This window comes from Amycolatopsis sp. NPDC104863, assembly GCF_055582965.1.
This window is the reverse complement of record NZ_JBVJOW010000002.1, coordinates 651,831-666,504: the sequence shown is the minus strand read 5'-3', so window position 1 is coordinate 666,504 and position 14,674 is coordinate 651,831. Positions and strand designations below refer to the sequence as shown.

Genomic DNA, 14,674 nt, shown 5'->3' with positions numbered 1-14,674 from the left:
CTTGAGGGTCGCGCGGAAAATGCGGAGGTTTGGCGTGAAGATCAGTGTCTTCGGGCTCGGTTACGTCGGTTGTGTCTCCGCCGCGTGCCTGGCGGGGCAAGGGCACCGGGTGGTCGGCGTGGACGTCAACCCGGTGAAGATCGACCTCATCACCCAGGGCAAGGCCCCGGTGGTCGAGGAGCGGATCGGCGAGCTGACCGCCGAAGTCGTCGCGAGCGGCGCGCTGAGAGCCACGACCGACGTCGCGGAAGCCGTCGCCGACAGCGAGATCTCGCTGGTCTGCGTCGGCACGCCGTCGGCGCCGAACGGCAGCCTCTCGACGGTCTACCTCGAGCGCGTCGCCGAGGAGATCGGCGAGGCGATCGCGAACAAGAGCGAACGGCACACCGTCGTCTTCCGCAGCACGATGCTGCCGGGCACCTGCCTCGACCTGCTGATCCCCATCCTGGAGAAGTCCTCGGGCCGCACCGCCGGGGTCGACTTCGGCGTCGCGGTGAACCCCGAGTTCCTGCGCGAGGGCACCAGCGTCAAGGACTTCTTCGACCCGCCGAAGACGGTGATCGGCGAGATCGACACCGCGAGCGGCGACGCCGTCGCGGCGCTGTACGAGGGCCTGCCCGGGCCGGTCTTCCGCGTGCCGATCCCGGTCGCGGAGATGACGAAGTACGCCGACAACTCCTTCCACGGCCTGAAGATCGGGTTCGCGAACGAGCTCGGCTCGATCTGCCGCGCGCTGGGCCTCGACTCGCACCAGGTGATCGACGTCTTCCTCGCGGACACCAAGCTCAACATCAGCCCGGCCTACCTCAAGCCCGGCTTCGCGTTCGGCGGCTCGTGCCTGCCGAAGGACCTGCGCGGGCTCGTCTACGCCGCGCACCGCGCCGACGTGAAGGTGCCGATCCTGTCGCACGTGCTCAGCTCCAACGAAGAGCACCTGCAGCGGGCGTTCGACCTGGTCGCGCGCACCGGCAAGCGCAAGGTCGGGCTCTTCGGCCTCTCCTTCAAGCCGGGCACCGACGACCTGCGCGAGTCGCCGCTGGTCGAGCTGGCCGAGAAGCTGCTCGGCAAGGGCTACGACCTGAAGATCTACGACGCCAACGTCAGCCTCTCGCGGCTGATGGGCGCCAACCGCGAGTACATCGAGGGCCGGCTGCCGCACCTCGGGCAGCTGCTCGCCGGATCCGTCGAAGAAGTCATGGACCACGCCGACGTCGTCATCGTCGGCTGCAAGGACCCGGCCGTGCTGGCGGCCCTGCCGCACGGCGGCGACCGGGTGCTGATCGACCTCGTCCGCCTGCCCGACGCCGAGACGCGTCGCCTTGAAGAGGGATACGCCGGCCTTGCCTGGTAAAGCGCTCATCCTCGTCGAAAACCTGTCCGTCCCCTTCGACCGCCGCGTCTGGCAGGAGTCCACGACCCTGCGCGACGCCGGCTGGGAAGTCCACGTCATCTGCCCGCAGGGCACCAAGCGCGACACCGAGGCCGAGGCCGTCATCGACGGCGTCCACATCCACCGGTACCCGCTGAAGGCCGCGACCGGCGGCCCGGCCGGGTACCTGCAGGAGTACGGCAGCGCGCTGTGGCACACGCTGCGGCTGGCCCGCAAGGTCGGGCCGGTCGACGTCGTGCACGCCTGCAACCCGCCGGACCTGCTCTACCTGGTCGCAAAGTACCTGAAGCGGCAGGGCGCGCGGTTCATCTTCGACCAGCACGACCTCTGCCCCGAGCTGTACCTCTCGCGGTTCGACCGCGGGCAGGACCTGCTCTACCGCGGGGTCTGCGCGCTGGAACGCGCCACCTACCGCGCTGCCGACGTCGTGATCTCGACGAACGAGAGCTACAAGCAGGTCGCCCGGATCCGCGGCGGCAAGAAGCCCGAGGACGTCTTCGTGGTGCGCAGCGCGCCGGTCGTCGAGCGGTTCCACGAGGTCCCCGTCGAGCCCGAGCTGAAGAAGGGCAAGCCGCACCTGCTGGCCTACCTCGGCGTGATGGGCCCGCAGGACGGCGTCGACTACGCCCTGCGCGCGCTCGCGAAGCTGCGGGACGAGGTCGGCCGCACCGACTGGCACGCGGTGTTCGTCGGCTCCGGGGACGCCTTCGACGACATGGTCGCCCTCTCGGGCAAGCTCGGGCTGGCCAACCAGGTCGAGTTCACCGGCCGGATCTCCGACGAGGACCTGGTCCGCTACCTCTCGACCGCCGACGTCTGCCTGTCGCCGGACCCGCTGAACCCGCTCAACGACGTCTCCACGATGAACAAGGTCATGGAGTACATGGCGATGAGCAAGCCGATCGTCTCGTTCGAGCTGCGGGAGGCGCGGGTGTCGGCCGGGGACGCCGCCGTCTACGCCCCGGCCAACGACGAGTCGGCGTTCGCGAAGCTCGTCGCGCAGCTGCTCGACGACCCGGAGGAGCGGGCCCGGATGGGCAAGCTCGGCCAGGCCAGAGTGGCCGGCGCGCTCTCGTGGGAGAACTCGGCGAAGAACTTGCTCGCCGCATATGAGCACGCTGTGAAGTCCTGATCGCCATTCGGTCAAGAAGCCACCGGACGTGTAACCAATGCTCCCGGCCCGACGACGGTTGGGGTAACCGGCCGATCACGTGAGACCCGTTCGGCGTAGCCGTCCCAGGAATGGAGAACCCGCCGTTGACTGACGACACGGTACGCCTGGCCCTCATCGGGCAGGTTCTCCGACGGCGCTGGCGGCTGCTCGCCGTCCTCGCCGTCCTGGGCGGTCTCGCCGGCTACGGGGCGTCCATGGTGCTCTCGCCCGGCTACCAGACCACGTCGAGCGTGCTCCTCCAAGGGCCGCGGCAGGCGGACGAGCTGCTCACCCAGGCCGAGGTCGCGGTGAGCTCGGTGGTGCTCGACCGGGCGGCCGCGCAGCTGCCGTGGCACCCGAGCGGCAGCGACCTGAAGAAGCAGGTCAGCACGTCGGCGGCGAACGGCAACGTCATCACGATCACCGCGGCCGCCGACACCGGTGAGCACGCCCAGCTGCTCGCCGACGAGGTCGCCCAGCAGTACGTGAAGTACGCCGGTCAGGTGGCGAGCAACTCCGGGGACGCGGCCGTGCAGCTCGCCGGCGAACAGCGCGCGGCCCTGCGCCAGAAGGTGCAGGAGGCTTCGCAGCAGATCGACGAACTGGCCAAGGGCGCGCAGAACGGCGTCACGGTGGAGAGCGTGAACGCCCGCACCCAGCTCGAAGGCCTGCGGTCGTCGCTCGACCAGGCGATCAAGGTGCTCGGCGAGGCCGACGCCACCGCCAGCAGCAACAACGCGGTCGAGATGGGCAACGCGCCCGCCCCGACCGGCCAGGCCTCGCCGACGCCGGTGCAGGTCTCCGTCGGTGGCGCGCTGCTCTTCGTGATCGTCGGTGTCTTCGGTCACCTCGTGGCCTACCGGCGGGACCGCCGGCTGCGCCACCAGGACGAGATCGCCGCGGCGCTCGGCACCGCGGCGCTCGCGGTGGTCGACGTCGAGCTGCCGGGCGCCGACGGCCCGCAGGCCGAGGGCCTGGCCGGCCGGGTCCGGCGGCTGCTCGGGGCCGACCAGCCGTGGCTGCTGCCCCCGATCGCGGTCCCAGACGGCGACACCCAGCGTGAGATCCGGTTCCGCCGGGTGCTCGCCCAGGTGCACGCCGACGCCCGCGGTGTCCTCGTGCTCGTGCCGGAAGACGACCCGGGTGCGAAGACGGCCGCCGAGCGGCTCGCCGAGGTCGCGGACCGCCTGAGCATCCCGGCGCGGGTGTGCCCGGTGTCGCCGGCGCGGCCGCTGGTCCCGGACGGCGACGACACCACCATCGTCGTGGCCAGCCCCGGCACCCGCATCGACTGGGAGCTCGTCGACCTGTCCGCCGCGTGCGCCGAGGCCGGGCGGGAAATCGCCGGGGTGGTCGTGACGTGCCCGGTGCGGCCTTCCGGTCGTGCCCCCTCAGCGGAGTCCGAGGCTCCCGGCGAAGCACTGGCAGGTCGATCGTGACGAACCCGAACGCCCCGGCGGCGCCGCTGATCGACCTGCAGCGGCTGGTCGTCGCGATCCGCCGCCGCAAGCGCCTCTGGCTGGCCACCGCGCTGCTCGGCCTGATCGGCGGCGTGCTGGTCACGGTCCTGCTGCCGCCGCCGCCCACCGCGATGGTGACGGTGATGGTCACGCACGCGCAGGACTCGCCGACCGACAGCGGGTCCCTGATCCGCACCGACATCACGGTGCTGCAGACGACCCAGATGGCGGGCCAAGCGCTGAAGGCCATCGGCAGCACCGAAAAGCCCGAAGACTTCACCAAGGACTACGCGGCTCTCGGCCTGAGCAACAACATCATGCAGATCACGGTCAAGGCGAAGACGAGCGAGGACGCCGTCGCCAAGGCGAAGGCGCTGGCGGACACCTTCATCGCCGACTACGTGAAGCAGGACAAAGCCGTCGCCGACGCGCAGGCCAAGGCCCTGCTCGACCAGCAGAAGACCGCCCAGGACGACCTGGCCGCGGTCAACCAGCAGGTCGTCGAGGAAGAGGGCAAGGGGAACAAGAAGAACGACAGCACCCTCGACGCGCTCTACAGCCGCCGCGCCGCGCTGCAGTCGCAGATCTCGGACTTCTCCTCCCGGGCCCAGCAGGCCGGGGTCGGGAACCCGAACGTGGCCGCGGGCACGCAGGTCGTCGACGCGGCCCGGCCGCTGCCGAGCGGCCGGCTGAAGGCCGGCGCCCTGAACGGCGGCATCGGGCTCGGCCTCGGTCTGGCGCTCGGGCTCGCGTTCGCCGCGGTCGCCGCGATCTCGCGGGACAAGCCCGTGCTGCGCGGCGAGATCTCCGCCGGGCTCGGCGCGTCGGTCATCGCCCAGCTGCAGAGCCGGCTGCCGGGTCCGGCCCGGTTCTGGCGGCGGTCCCGGGCGGTCTCCGAACGCAAGCGCGTCGCGACGACGCTGGTCCGCGCGATCAAGGCGGACCAGCCCGGGGTGTCGGTGCTGGAGCTGGGCGCGCCCAAGGTCGCGGCCGCGCTGGCGCTGGACATCGCGACGGAGCTCGCGGCCGAAGGCAAGGCGAGCGTGGTCGACGACCTGCCGGGCGAGAACGTCCGCAAGCTGGCGGCCGAGACCCACAGCGAAGTCGTCGTGCTGGGCGCCGGTGACCCCGACGCCGAGCCGGAGGAGCGCCGCATCGGCGTCGGCACGGTGTCCCCGGGCACCGCGTGGACCGACCTGGCGCACCTCGGCCCGGAGACCGTGCTGGTCGTCAAGGCCGGGCACGCGAACACGCTGTGGCTGCACACCGTCGCGCGGCAGCTCGCCGAGCAGCAGATCCCGATCGTCGGGGTCGTGCTGGTCGACCCGGACCCGCGCGACAAGTCCGACGGCACGCTCTGGGACGGCCTGCACACGGCGTTGCGCGGCCGCGCGAAGGTGGCGTCCACCGTGCAGCGCGTCCCGGTTGTCGAGCACGAGGACCGCATCGACGAACTGGCCGCCCGCATCGCGGAGCGGGTCGCCGTCGCGGAGCTGCCGACCCGCCGGATCGCGCCGGTCCGGCCGGTGGCGGCGCCGCCGGCGGTGGTCGCCAAGCCCAAGCCACAACCCGCGCCGCTGCCGGAACCCGGCACCGTGAGCGTCCCGGACCACCTGGACGCGCCGACGAAGAAGTTCGCCCCGGTCAAGCCGAAGCGGCCGACGCCGTTCAAGCGTGACCACGGCGAGCCCACGCACCAAGGCGAACTGGGCGCCGAGCTCGAGCCCGAAAAGAGCGCGGAGGTCTCCTGACCACCCCGCACCGTGACCGAAGGGGACACACTCGAGATGTGCGGCATCGCAGGCACGTATCTCTGGCCGGACGGCGGACCGCTGACCGACCGGCTGACGAAGACCCTGGCCCACCGCGGGCCGGACGGCTCCGGCCGGTACGACCACCGCGCCGGCGCCGGTGAGGTCCACTTGGGACACCGGCGGCTCTCGATCATCGACCTGTCCGAGACCGGGGCGCAGCCGATGGCCCTCGACGGCCTCGCGCTGAGCTACAACGGCGAGCTGTACAACGCGCCGGAGCTGCGGGCCGAGCTGGAGAGCGCCGGCGTCCGTTTCCGCGGGACGTCCGACACCGAGGTGCTGCTGCAGGCGTGGCGACGCTGGGGCACCGACTGCCTGCCGAAGCTGCGCGGGATGTTCGCCTTCGCGCTGTTCGAAGAGGGCACCGGCGAGCTGTTCCTGGTCCGCGACCAGCTGGGCATCAAGCCGCTGTTCTTCGTGCAGCGGGCCGGCGGGGTCGCCTTCGCCTCCGAACTGAAGGCGCTGGCCGGTGAGCTGGGCGGGTCGCTGCAGGTGGACAACGCCGCGCTGATCGCGTCGCTGCTCTACTACTGGGTGCCGGACAGCCGGTGCGCCTACCAGGGCGCGGAGAAGCTGCAGCCGGGCACGTGGCTGCGCTGCCGCCCGGACGGCCAGGTCGACCGCGGCCGGTTCTGGTCGCTGCGCGAGGTCGCCGAGGAGGGCGCGGCCTACGAGGGCGACGTCGACCTGCACGAGGTGATCTCCGAGTCGACCGCCAAGCACCTGCTCTCCGACGTCCCGGTCGCGACGTTCCTTTCCGGTGGCCTCGACTCCAGCTACCTGACGGCGCTGGCCGCGCGGTCGCAGCCGGGGATCTCCGCCTACACCATCGGGTTCCGCGCCGAGGACGCCAAGTTCGAGGCGATGCCGGACGACCTCAAGTACGCCCGGATCGTGGCCCAGCAGTTCGGCGTCGACCTCCACGAGATCGAGATCGCGCCGCAGGTGCTCGACCTGCTGCCGAAGATGACCTACCACCTCGACGAGCCGATCGGCGACCCGGCGGCGATCAACTCGTTCCTGATCTGCTCGGCCGCGCGGGACGCCGGCGTCAAGGTGATGCTGTCCGGGATGGGCGCCGACGAGCTGTTCGCCGGCTACCGCAAGCACCTCGCGAACCTCATCGCGCTGCGCTACCACAAGGTGCCGGGCGCGGTCCGCAGGCCGGTCGAGTCCCTTGTGGACAGACTGCCGGTGGCGTCGGCCAAGCGCGGCTACCGCTCGGTGCGCTTCGCCAAGCGGTTCCTGTCCTTCGCGGGCCTGCCCGAGGAGACGGCGTTCCGGCGCAGCTACACGATGTACGACCAGGCGGAGCTGCTCGCGCTGGTGAACCCGGACTTCGCGCCCCAGGTCGGGGAGGTCCTCACCGAGCACGAGGACACCTACCACGACCAGGCGCTCGACGACTTCGTCAACCGGATGTGCCTGGCCGACTCGCGGATGTTCCTGCCCGGCCTGAACCTCACCTACACCGACCGGTCGACGATGGCCGCGTCCACCGAGGTGCGGACGCCGTTCGTCGACGTCGAGGTCGTGCGCGCCGCGTTCCGGATCCCCGGCAACCAGAAGATCGTCGGCCGCGCCGGGAAGATGGCGCTGAAGAAGGCCGCGCTGAACATCCTGCCGAGCGAGATCGTGCACCGGCCCAAGGGCCTGTTCAGCGCGCCGCTGCGGGCCTGGATGAGCCGCGACCTGGCGCCGCTGGTGCGCGAAGTCGTCAACGAAGGGGTGCTCGTCTCCTCGGGCTTCCTGCAACGCGAGGCCCTGCAGCGGATGGTCGACGAAGACGCCGCCGGGCAGCAGGACCGCGGCAAGCATCTCTGGCACGTCTTGACCCTTGAGTACTGGTACCGGAACGCGATGTCTGGAGCGGGAGCGAAGTGAAGCAGGTAGTCCAGAACTACAAGAGCGGGGAACTGGCGCTCCTCGAGGTCCCCGAGCCCGCTTGCAAGCCCGGCGGCGTGCTGGTGCGCACGGTGTACTCGCTGATCTCGACCGGCACCGAGATGATGAAGGTGTCCGAGGCGAGCATGTCCCTGGTGGGCAAGGCGAAGGCCCGCCCGGACCAGGTCGCGAAGGTCATGCAGAGCGTCGCCACCAACGGCCTCTCCGCGACCTACCGCAAGGTGACGTCCAAACTGGACTCCTACACCCCGCTCGGCTACTCGCTCTGCGGCGTGGTCGAGCAGGTCGGCGACGGCATCACCGACGTCGCGGTCGGCGACCTGGTGGCCTGCGCGGGCAACGAGCACGCGCTGCACGCCGAGCTGAACTGGGTGCCGAAGAACCTCTACTCCCGTGTCCCCGACGGCGTCGACCCGCGGCACGCGGCGTTCGGCACCGTCGGCTCGATCGCGATGCAGGGGGTCCGCCGCGGCGAGCCGCAGATCGGCGACGTCGCCCTGGTCATCGGGCTCGGCCTGATCGGCCAGCTCGTCGTGCAGCTGCTGGCGTCCTCCGGCGTGCGCGTGGTCGGCGTCGACCCGGACCCGGACCGCTGCAAGCTCGCCGAGAGCCTCGGCGCGCTGACCTGCGCACACCCGGCGTCCGGCATCGTGGACACCGCCGTCGCGGAGCTGACGCACGGCGCGGGTGTCGACCAGACCTACCTCGCCGCCGGCGGCAACACGAACGAGCCGGTGGAGCTGGCCGCGAAGCTCTCGCGCGACCGCGGCCGGGTCATCGACATCGGCAAGTGCAAGCTCGACCTGCCGTGGAACGCCTACTACGAAAAGGAACTGGACGTCCGATTCTCGCGCTCGTACGGCCCGGGCCGCTACGACCCGTCCTACGAGCTCGAAGGCCGCGACTACCCGATCGGCCAGGTCCGCTGGACCGAGCGCCGCAACCTCGAGTGCGTGCTCGACCTCGTCGCCCGCGACCGCCTCGACGTCGAGCCGCTGATCACGCACATCTCGGACTTCTCCGACGCCGCCGAGACCTACCAGGCGCTCAACGACGGTGAGCTGAAGGCCGTGGCGGTGCTGTTCCGCTACCCGGACGCGGTCGCGAAGACCGAGCCGGTCGTGACGTCCGCGCGGGTCGGGCTGGTCGAGCACAAGGCCGCGCCGCTGCCGGCCGGGCAGCCGGTGCGCCTCGGGTTCATCGGGGCCGGCAACTACGCGTCGTCGATGCTGCTGCCGCACCTCGCCGAGCGGGCCGACGCCCAGCTCAAGCACGTCGTGACGACGTCGGCGCTCTCCGGCGCCAACGCCCGGCGCAAGTTCGGCTTCGCCGAGGCGTCCACCGACATCGACAACGTGCTCGGCGACGACTCGATCGACGCCGTGTTCGTCGTGACGCGGCACAGCTCGCACGCCGAGCTGACCCGGCAGGCGCTGCTCGCGGGCAAGACGGTGTTCGTCGAGAAGCCGCTCGCCCTGTCGCCGGAGGAGCTCCAGAAGGTCCTCGACGCGATCGAGGAGTCCGGCAACGACCGCCTGCAGGTCGGCTTCAACCGCCGGTTCGCGCCGCTGCTGCACGAGGCCCGCGGCCAGTTCGGCCCGCGCGTCGGCCCGGCGACCGTCCGGTACCTGGTCAACGCCGGCCGCCTCGACCACGGCAGCTGGTACAACCAGACCGCCACCGAAGGCTCCCGCTTCGCCGGTGAGGGCGGGCACTTCATCGACACCGTGAGCTGGCTGCTCGACGCCGACCCGGTCTCGGTGTACGCGACCGGCGACGTCCAGGTGACGCTCACCTACCCGGACGGCTCGACGGCGGTCATCACCTACGCGGAGACGGGTTCGGCCGGCTTCCCGAAGGAGACGCTCGACCTGACGGCCGACGGCAAGGTCCTCAAGTTCGACGACTTCGTCCGCGCGTCGGTCTACTCGCGCAAGAAGTGGGCCAGCTCGCGGATCCCGAAGGGCCGCGACAAGGGCCAGGCCGCCGAGGTCGACGCCTTCCTCGAAGCCGTCCGGACCGGGGGCCCGATGCCGATCTCGGTCGCCTCGCTGGCCGCGACGACCCTGGCCACGCTCGCCGCGCAGACGAGCGTCGCGAACGCGGCGCCGGTCCGGCTCGACCTGCCGCGGAAGGCTGGTGCCCCGGCATGATGGGTCCCGGCTGGTACCTGCGCCGGCTGTCCCGGATGGGGCCGGCGGAGGTCGTCGGCCGCGCGCGGCACGCCGTCGTCCAGCGGCAGTGGCGGTCTTCGCTGCCGGAGCCGCCCGACTGGCCGTCGCACCCGCGGTTCACCTCCACGCTGCCGGCGGGCGTGCTCGGCCGGGTGTCCGGTGAGGCCGTCAAGCGGCTGCTGGTCACCGCCGACGAGCTGATGGCCGGCCGCGCCGAGTACTTCGGCGTCGTTCGCGAGGACATGGTCGCGCCGGACTGGTTCCTCGACCCGAAGACGGGCCGCCGCGCACCTGGCGACGGGTACGCCTTCGACGTCCCGTACCGGTCGGAGGACACGGTCGGGGACATCAAGCAGATCTGGGAGCCGTCGCGTCACCAGCACCTCACCGTGCTGGCCGCGGCGTACGCGCTGACCGGGTCCGAGGCCTACGCCGAGCGCGCCGCCGAGCACCTGCGGTCCTGGTGGGCGGCGAACCCGCCGCTGCGGGGGCCGCACTGGGTGAGCGGCATCGAGCTGGGCATCCGGCTGCTGTCGTGGGTCTGGACCCGGCGCCTGCTCGACGGCTGGGCGGGTGTCGTCGGCCTGTTCGACGAGAACCCGGACTTCCAGCTCCAGCTGTGGCACCACCAGAACTGGCTCGCGACCCTGCGCAGCCACGGCTCGTCGGCGAACAACCACGTGATCGCCGAGGACGCCGGGCTGCTGGCCGCGGCGTGCGCGTTCGGCTGGTTCCCGGAGTCGCCGCGCTGGCGGACCGAGGCCATGCGGTCGCTCGACGTCCAGCTGGGCCGCAACACCTTCCCGTCCGGGCTCAACGCCGAGCTCGCGTCCGAGTACCACGGCCTGGTGCTGGAGCTCGGGCTCGCGGCGGCGGTCGAGGCCGACGTCGCGGGCACCCCGGCGCCGGAAAGCACCTGGGCCGTCCTGCTCCGGATGACCGACGCGCTGGCGTCCATTGTGGACAACCGGTTCCGGCCGCCGCGCCAGGGTGACGCCGACGACGGCTTCGGCCTGGTCGTCGACGGCGAGGAGACCGACCGGTGGGCGTCGCTGCTGGCGACCGGCGAGGCGCTCTTCGGCCGCCGCGACTGGTGGCCGGCGGTCCCCGGGGACGACGTCCGCACGCCGCTGCTGGCGTCGCTGGCGCTGCGGAGCCCGCGAGCCACCGGCGTCCGGCCCGACCGGCGGCCGGCCCAGCTGCGGGACGCGGGCATGACGATCCTGCGGTCCGGAAAGGTCTGGGCCCGCTGCGACGGCGGCCCGCACGGCTTCCTCTCGATCGCCGCACACGCCCACGCCGACGCGCTTTCGGTCGAGGTCCGCCACGACGGCGTCGACATCCTCGCCGACCCGGGCACCTTCTGCTACCACGGTGAGCCGCAGTGGCGGTCGTACTTCCGGTCGACGCTCGGCCACAACACGCTCGAGCTGGGCGGGCGCGACCAGTCGGTGTCCGGCGGGCCGTTCCTGTGGACGCGGCACGCCGTCACGAAGGTGCTGGCCGTCCAGACGCCGGCGGAGGGGCCGTCCAGCTGGTCGGCTGCCCACGACGGGTACGCCCCGGCGGCCCACCGCCGCACGGTGGAGCTCGACGGTGACGCGCTGAAGATCGTCGACGAGGTGCTCGGCGGCGACGGCACGGACTTCCGCCTCGCGTTCCACTTCGGACCGGACGTCCGGGTCGTGCTCGACGGCAGCCGGGCCCGGCTGTCCTGGGCGCACGACGGCGAGCGGCGCACGGCGTCGGTCACCCTGCCCGCGTCGGCCCGGTGGACCGCGCACCGCGGCGAGACCGAACCCCCGCTCGGCTGGTACTCACCCGGCTTCGGCCGGCGCGAACCCGCCACCACGCTCGTCGGCGCGAGCACCGTGGTGTCCGGCGAGAGCCTGACCACGCTCCTCGGTTTCGACTCATGACGGCCGAGCGGCGTAGCTTTCACGTGAAAGCTCCGACCTGGGGACGTAGCTTTCACGTGAAAGCTACGTCTTGGGGAGGGCTCTTCGGGGCGCTCCTGCTGACGCTGGGCGCCTGCACCGCCGAGCCCCCGCCCGACACCACCCCGAAGGCCGCCGCGGTCTGCGGCCACCTGCCGGCGGGGCCCGCCACCGCGCCGGCCGGCGCGGTCACCGTCGATCCCGCGGTGCACGGCGACCTGCTCACCAAGACCTCGGCCAACCCGCCCGGGACCACGTTCTGGCTCGCCCCGGGCACGCACACCCTCGGCGACGGCGAATACGACCAGGTGGCACCCAAGGAGGGTGACCACTACATCGGCGCGCCCGGCGCGATCGTCGACGGCAAGCAGGTGAACCGCTACGCCTTCTCGGGCAAGGCGGCCAAGGTGACGATCGAACACCTGACGGTCACCCGGTTCAAACCGCCGGACAACGAAGGCGCGGTGAACCACGACTCCGGCGCCGAGTGGACGATCGAGGCCAACAACCTCGTCGACAACGCGGGCGCGGCCGTGATGGGCGGCACCCGCGAGGTGCTGAAGGGCAACTGCCTGCGCAACAACGGCCAGTACGGCCTCAACGGCTGCTGCGACGACCTCGGCGGGCTCGCCGGGCTGGTGATCGAGGGCAACGAGTTCGTCGGCAACAACGCCGAAGACGTCGAGAAGAAGTACCCCGAGGGGTGCGGCTGCAGCGGCGCGATGAAGCTCTGGGCGGTCAACGGCGCCGACATCCGCGGGAACTGGATCCACGACAACCGCGGGCCGGGGATCTGGGCGGACACGAACAACAACGACTTCGTCATCGAGAACAACGTCATCGAGAACAACGACGACACCGCGATCTTCTACGAAACCAGCTACAACGCGGTCATCCGGAACAACCTCATCAAGGGGAACAACCTCGTCGCCGGGCGCAAGTACGTCCAGGAGGACGACAGTTTCCCGGTGGCCGCGATCTACGTTTCCGAATCCGGCGGGGAACCGCGCGTCAAGGCACGCACGGCGAAGCTGGAAATTTCGGGCAACACCCTGGTGAACAACTGGTCGGGCATCACGCTCTGGGAGAACGCGGACCGGTTCTGCAACAGCCCGGCGAACTCCTCCACGGGCGTGTGCACCTTGCTCGTTCCCGACGTCGCGAAGTGCGCGCCGCCGGGCATCGCGAGCGAGCCGCTGCGAAGCGACTGCCGGTGGCGGACGCAGAACGTCGACATCCACGACAACAGCTTCTCCGTCGACCCGGCGGCGATCGACTGCCGCGAGATGTGCGCCCGGATGGGCTTGCTGTCGAACTACGGCACGGTGCCCGAGTGGTCGCCGTACAAGGCCGAAGCCGTCGAGCAGGCGATCTCCTTCAACCAGAACAACCACTGGCACGACAACCGCTACTCCGGTCCGTGGACGTTCGTGACCGAGGAAGCCAGCAAGCTCAGCGACCCCGGCCGCTGGCAGGGCGTGCCCTACCAGCAGGACCAGGGCAGCTCGTTCAACGCGGGAGGCGGCAGCTGATGACCCGTGCTGTGACATCCGGGGCTTCGCCCCGGACCCCCGAAAAGAGAGTCGAGCAGTCCCAGGACGTCCCGCGCACCGCGCAGGCGACCAAGGTCATCTGCGTGGTGTGGGCCCTGCTGGTCTTCAACACGCTGGGCTCGCTCGGCGCATCCCTGCTGCCGATCCCGCGCTCGGTGCTGCAGATGCTCACCATGTCGTCGGTCGGCTTCGCGTTCGTGCTCGCGCTGGCGGTCAACCCGCGGTTCAGGTTCCGGCCGAGCGCCTACCTGCTGCTGCTCAGCCTGATGCTCGTCGGCAGCTTCGCCAGCAGCGCGCAGCTGACCTCCGGCTGGGGTGGGCTGTTCCGGTGCGCCCGGTTCACCCTCTTCATCGGCACGTTCTGGCTGATCAGCCCGTGGATGGACAACGCGCTGCACTACGTCAAGCACCACGTGCGGGTGCTCACCGCGTTGCTGGTCTCGGTCGGGATCGGCCTGGTCGTCGCGCCCGGGCTGGCGCTGTCCGAGCTGAACGAGGGACGGCTCACCGGCGTCGTGTGGCCGCTGACCGCGACCCAGGTCGGGCAGTACGCGGCGATCACGATCGGGCTGAGCGTGCTGCTCTGGCTGAACAAGCTGACCACCGGGCGGAGCGTCGCGCTCATCTCGGCCCCGGCCGCGGTGATGCTCGTGCTGACCCACACCCGGACCGCGACCGCCGGCCTGGTGGTCGGCCTGACGGTGGCCGGCCTGTCGATGCTGCTCACCAACGCCCGCGCCCGGAAGGTGCTGGCCTGGTCGATCGCGGTGGGCGCGGCCGCGGTCGTGCTGCTCGGCGCGTTCATCCAGGCCTGGCTGCTGCGCGGGCAGGACCAGGAGAACTTCGCCAACCTCACCGGCCGCGCGAAGGTGTGGGGCCGGCTGCTGGACATGCCGCGGACCTGGTTCGAGCAGGTTTTCGGCACGGGATTGTCCAACAAGTCCTTCGACGGCTTGCCGATCGACAACAGCTGGCTCGCCGTTTACCACGAACAGGGCTACATGGGCGTGGTCATCGTCGCCCTTTTCCTGCTGACGCTCGTCGTCTCCGCCATTTCCCGCGCGCCGTCACCGGCCCGGGCGTGCGCGCTGTTCCTCATCAGTTACTGCCTGCTCGCTTCCTACACCGAAGCCGGGCTCGGGGACGCGTCGCCGTATCTGCTGCACCTGGCGCTCGCTTCCTGGCTGCTCGTGACGCCGTTGCCGGACCGCGAAGCCGTGTTCTCACCCGCGTCCGACCACCTGAGCCGGGCGACGTAACGATGCCCCCGGCCCGGACGACCTCATTG

General features: G+C 71.1%; 9 protein-coding genes. All 9 read left to right on the top strand.

Annotated elements, in window-relative coordinates:
- Positions 1 to 34 precede the first annotated feature (34 nt).
- Positions 35 to 1,351 (top strand): nucleotide sugar dehydrogenase, encoded by a 1,317-nt coding sequence (locus ACZ63J_RS12635; protein WP_465308499.1) that lies wholly within the window; start codon positions 35 to 37, stop codon positions 1,349 to 1,351.
- Entirely contained in the window at positions 1,341 to 2,522 is a 1,182-nt protein-coding gene (locus ACZ63J_RS12630) for a glycosyltransferase family 4 protein (RefSeq protein ID WP_465439449.1), read from the top strand. Before ACZ63J_RS12635 ends, ACZ63J_RS12630 begins: the two co-directional genes overlap by 11 nt.
- 125 nt (positions 2,523 to 2,647) lie before the next feature.
- Positions 2,648 to 3,982 (top strand): YveK family protein, encoded by a 1,335-nt coding sequence (locus ACZ63J_RS12625; RefSeq protein ID WP_465439447.1) that lies wholly within the window; start codon positions 2,648 to 2,650, stop codon positions 3,980 to 3,982.
- Entirely contained in the window at positions 3,979 to 5,754 is a 1,776-nt protein-coding gene (locus ACZ63J_RS12620; protein ID WP_465439445.1) for a Wzz/FepE/Etk N-terminal domain-containing protein, read from the top strand. The genes ACZ63J_RS12625 and ACZ63J_RS12620 overlap by 4 nt, the downstream gene beginning before the upstream one ends.
- Positions 5,755 to 5,790: 36 nt before the next feature.
- A complete protein-coding gene (asnB, locus tag ACZ63J_RS12615; protein ID WP_465439443.1) occupies positions 5,791 to 7,701 on the top strand; it encodes an asparagine synthase (glutamine-hydrolyzing) in 1,911 nt (636 codons plus the stop codon).
- A complete protein-coding gene (locus ACZ63J_RS12610) occupies positions 7,698 to 9,875 on the top strand; it encodes a bi-domain-containing oxidoreductase (RefSeq protein ID WP_465439441.1) in 2,178 nt (725 codons plus the stop codon). The genes asnB and ACZ63J_RS12610 overlap by 4 nt, the downstream gene beginning before the upstream one ends.
- A complete protein-coding gene (locus ACZ63J_RS12605; protein WP_465439439.1) occupies positions 9,872 to 11,815 on the top strand; it encodes a heparinase II/III family protein in 1,944 nt (647 codons plus the stop codon). Before ACZ63J_RS12610 ends, ACZ63J_RS12605 begins: the two co-directional genes overlap by 4 nt.
- Positions 11,812 to 13,365 (top strand): right-handed parallel beta-helix repeat-containing protein, encoded by a 1,554-nt coding sequence (locus ACZ63J_RS12600; RefSeq protein WP_465439437.1) that lies wholly within the window; start codon positions 11,812 to 11,814, stop codon positions 13,363 to 13,365. The genes ACZ63J_RS12605 and ACZ63J_RS12600 overlap by 4 nt, the downstream gene beginning before the upstream one ends.
- Complete coding sequence (locus ACZ63J_RS12595; protein WP_465336019.1) at positions 13,365 to 14,645, top strand: O-antigen ligase family protein; 1,281 nt, start codon at positions 13,365 to 13,367, stop codon at positions 14,643 to 14,645. The genes ACZ63J_RS12600 and ACZ63J_RS12595 overlap by 1 nt, the downstream gene beginning before the upstream one ends.
- Positions 14,646 to 14,674 lie beyond the last annotated feature (29 nt).

Excerpts from the sequence above, each read along its gene's own strand:
- asnB (WP_465439443.1), top strand. The coding sequence starts at position 5,791 with ATGTGCGGCATCGCAGGCACGTATCTCTGGCCGGACGGCGGACCGCTG.
- ACZ63J_RS12605 (WP_465439439.1), top strand. The coding sequence starts at position 9,872 with ATGATGGGTCCCGGCTGGTACCTGCGCCGGCTGTCCCGGATGGGGCCG.
- ACZ63J_RS12600 (WP_465439437.1), top strand. The coding sequence starts at position 11,812 with ATGACGGCCGAGCGGCGTAGCTTTCACGTGAAAGCTCCGACCTGGGGA.
- ACZ63J_RS12595 (WP_465336019.1), top strand. The coding sequence starts at position 13,365 with ATGACCCGTGCTGTGACATCCGGGGCTTCGCCCCGGACCCCCGAAAAG.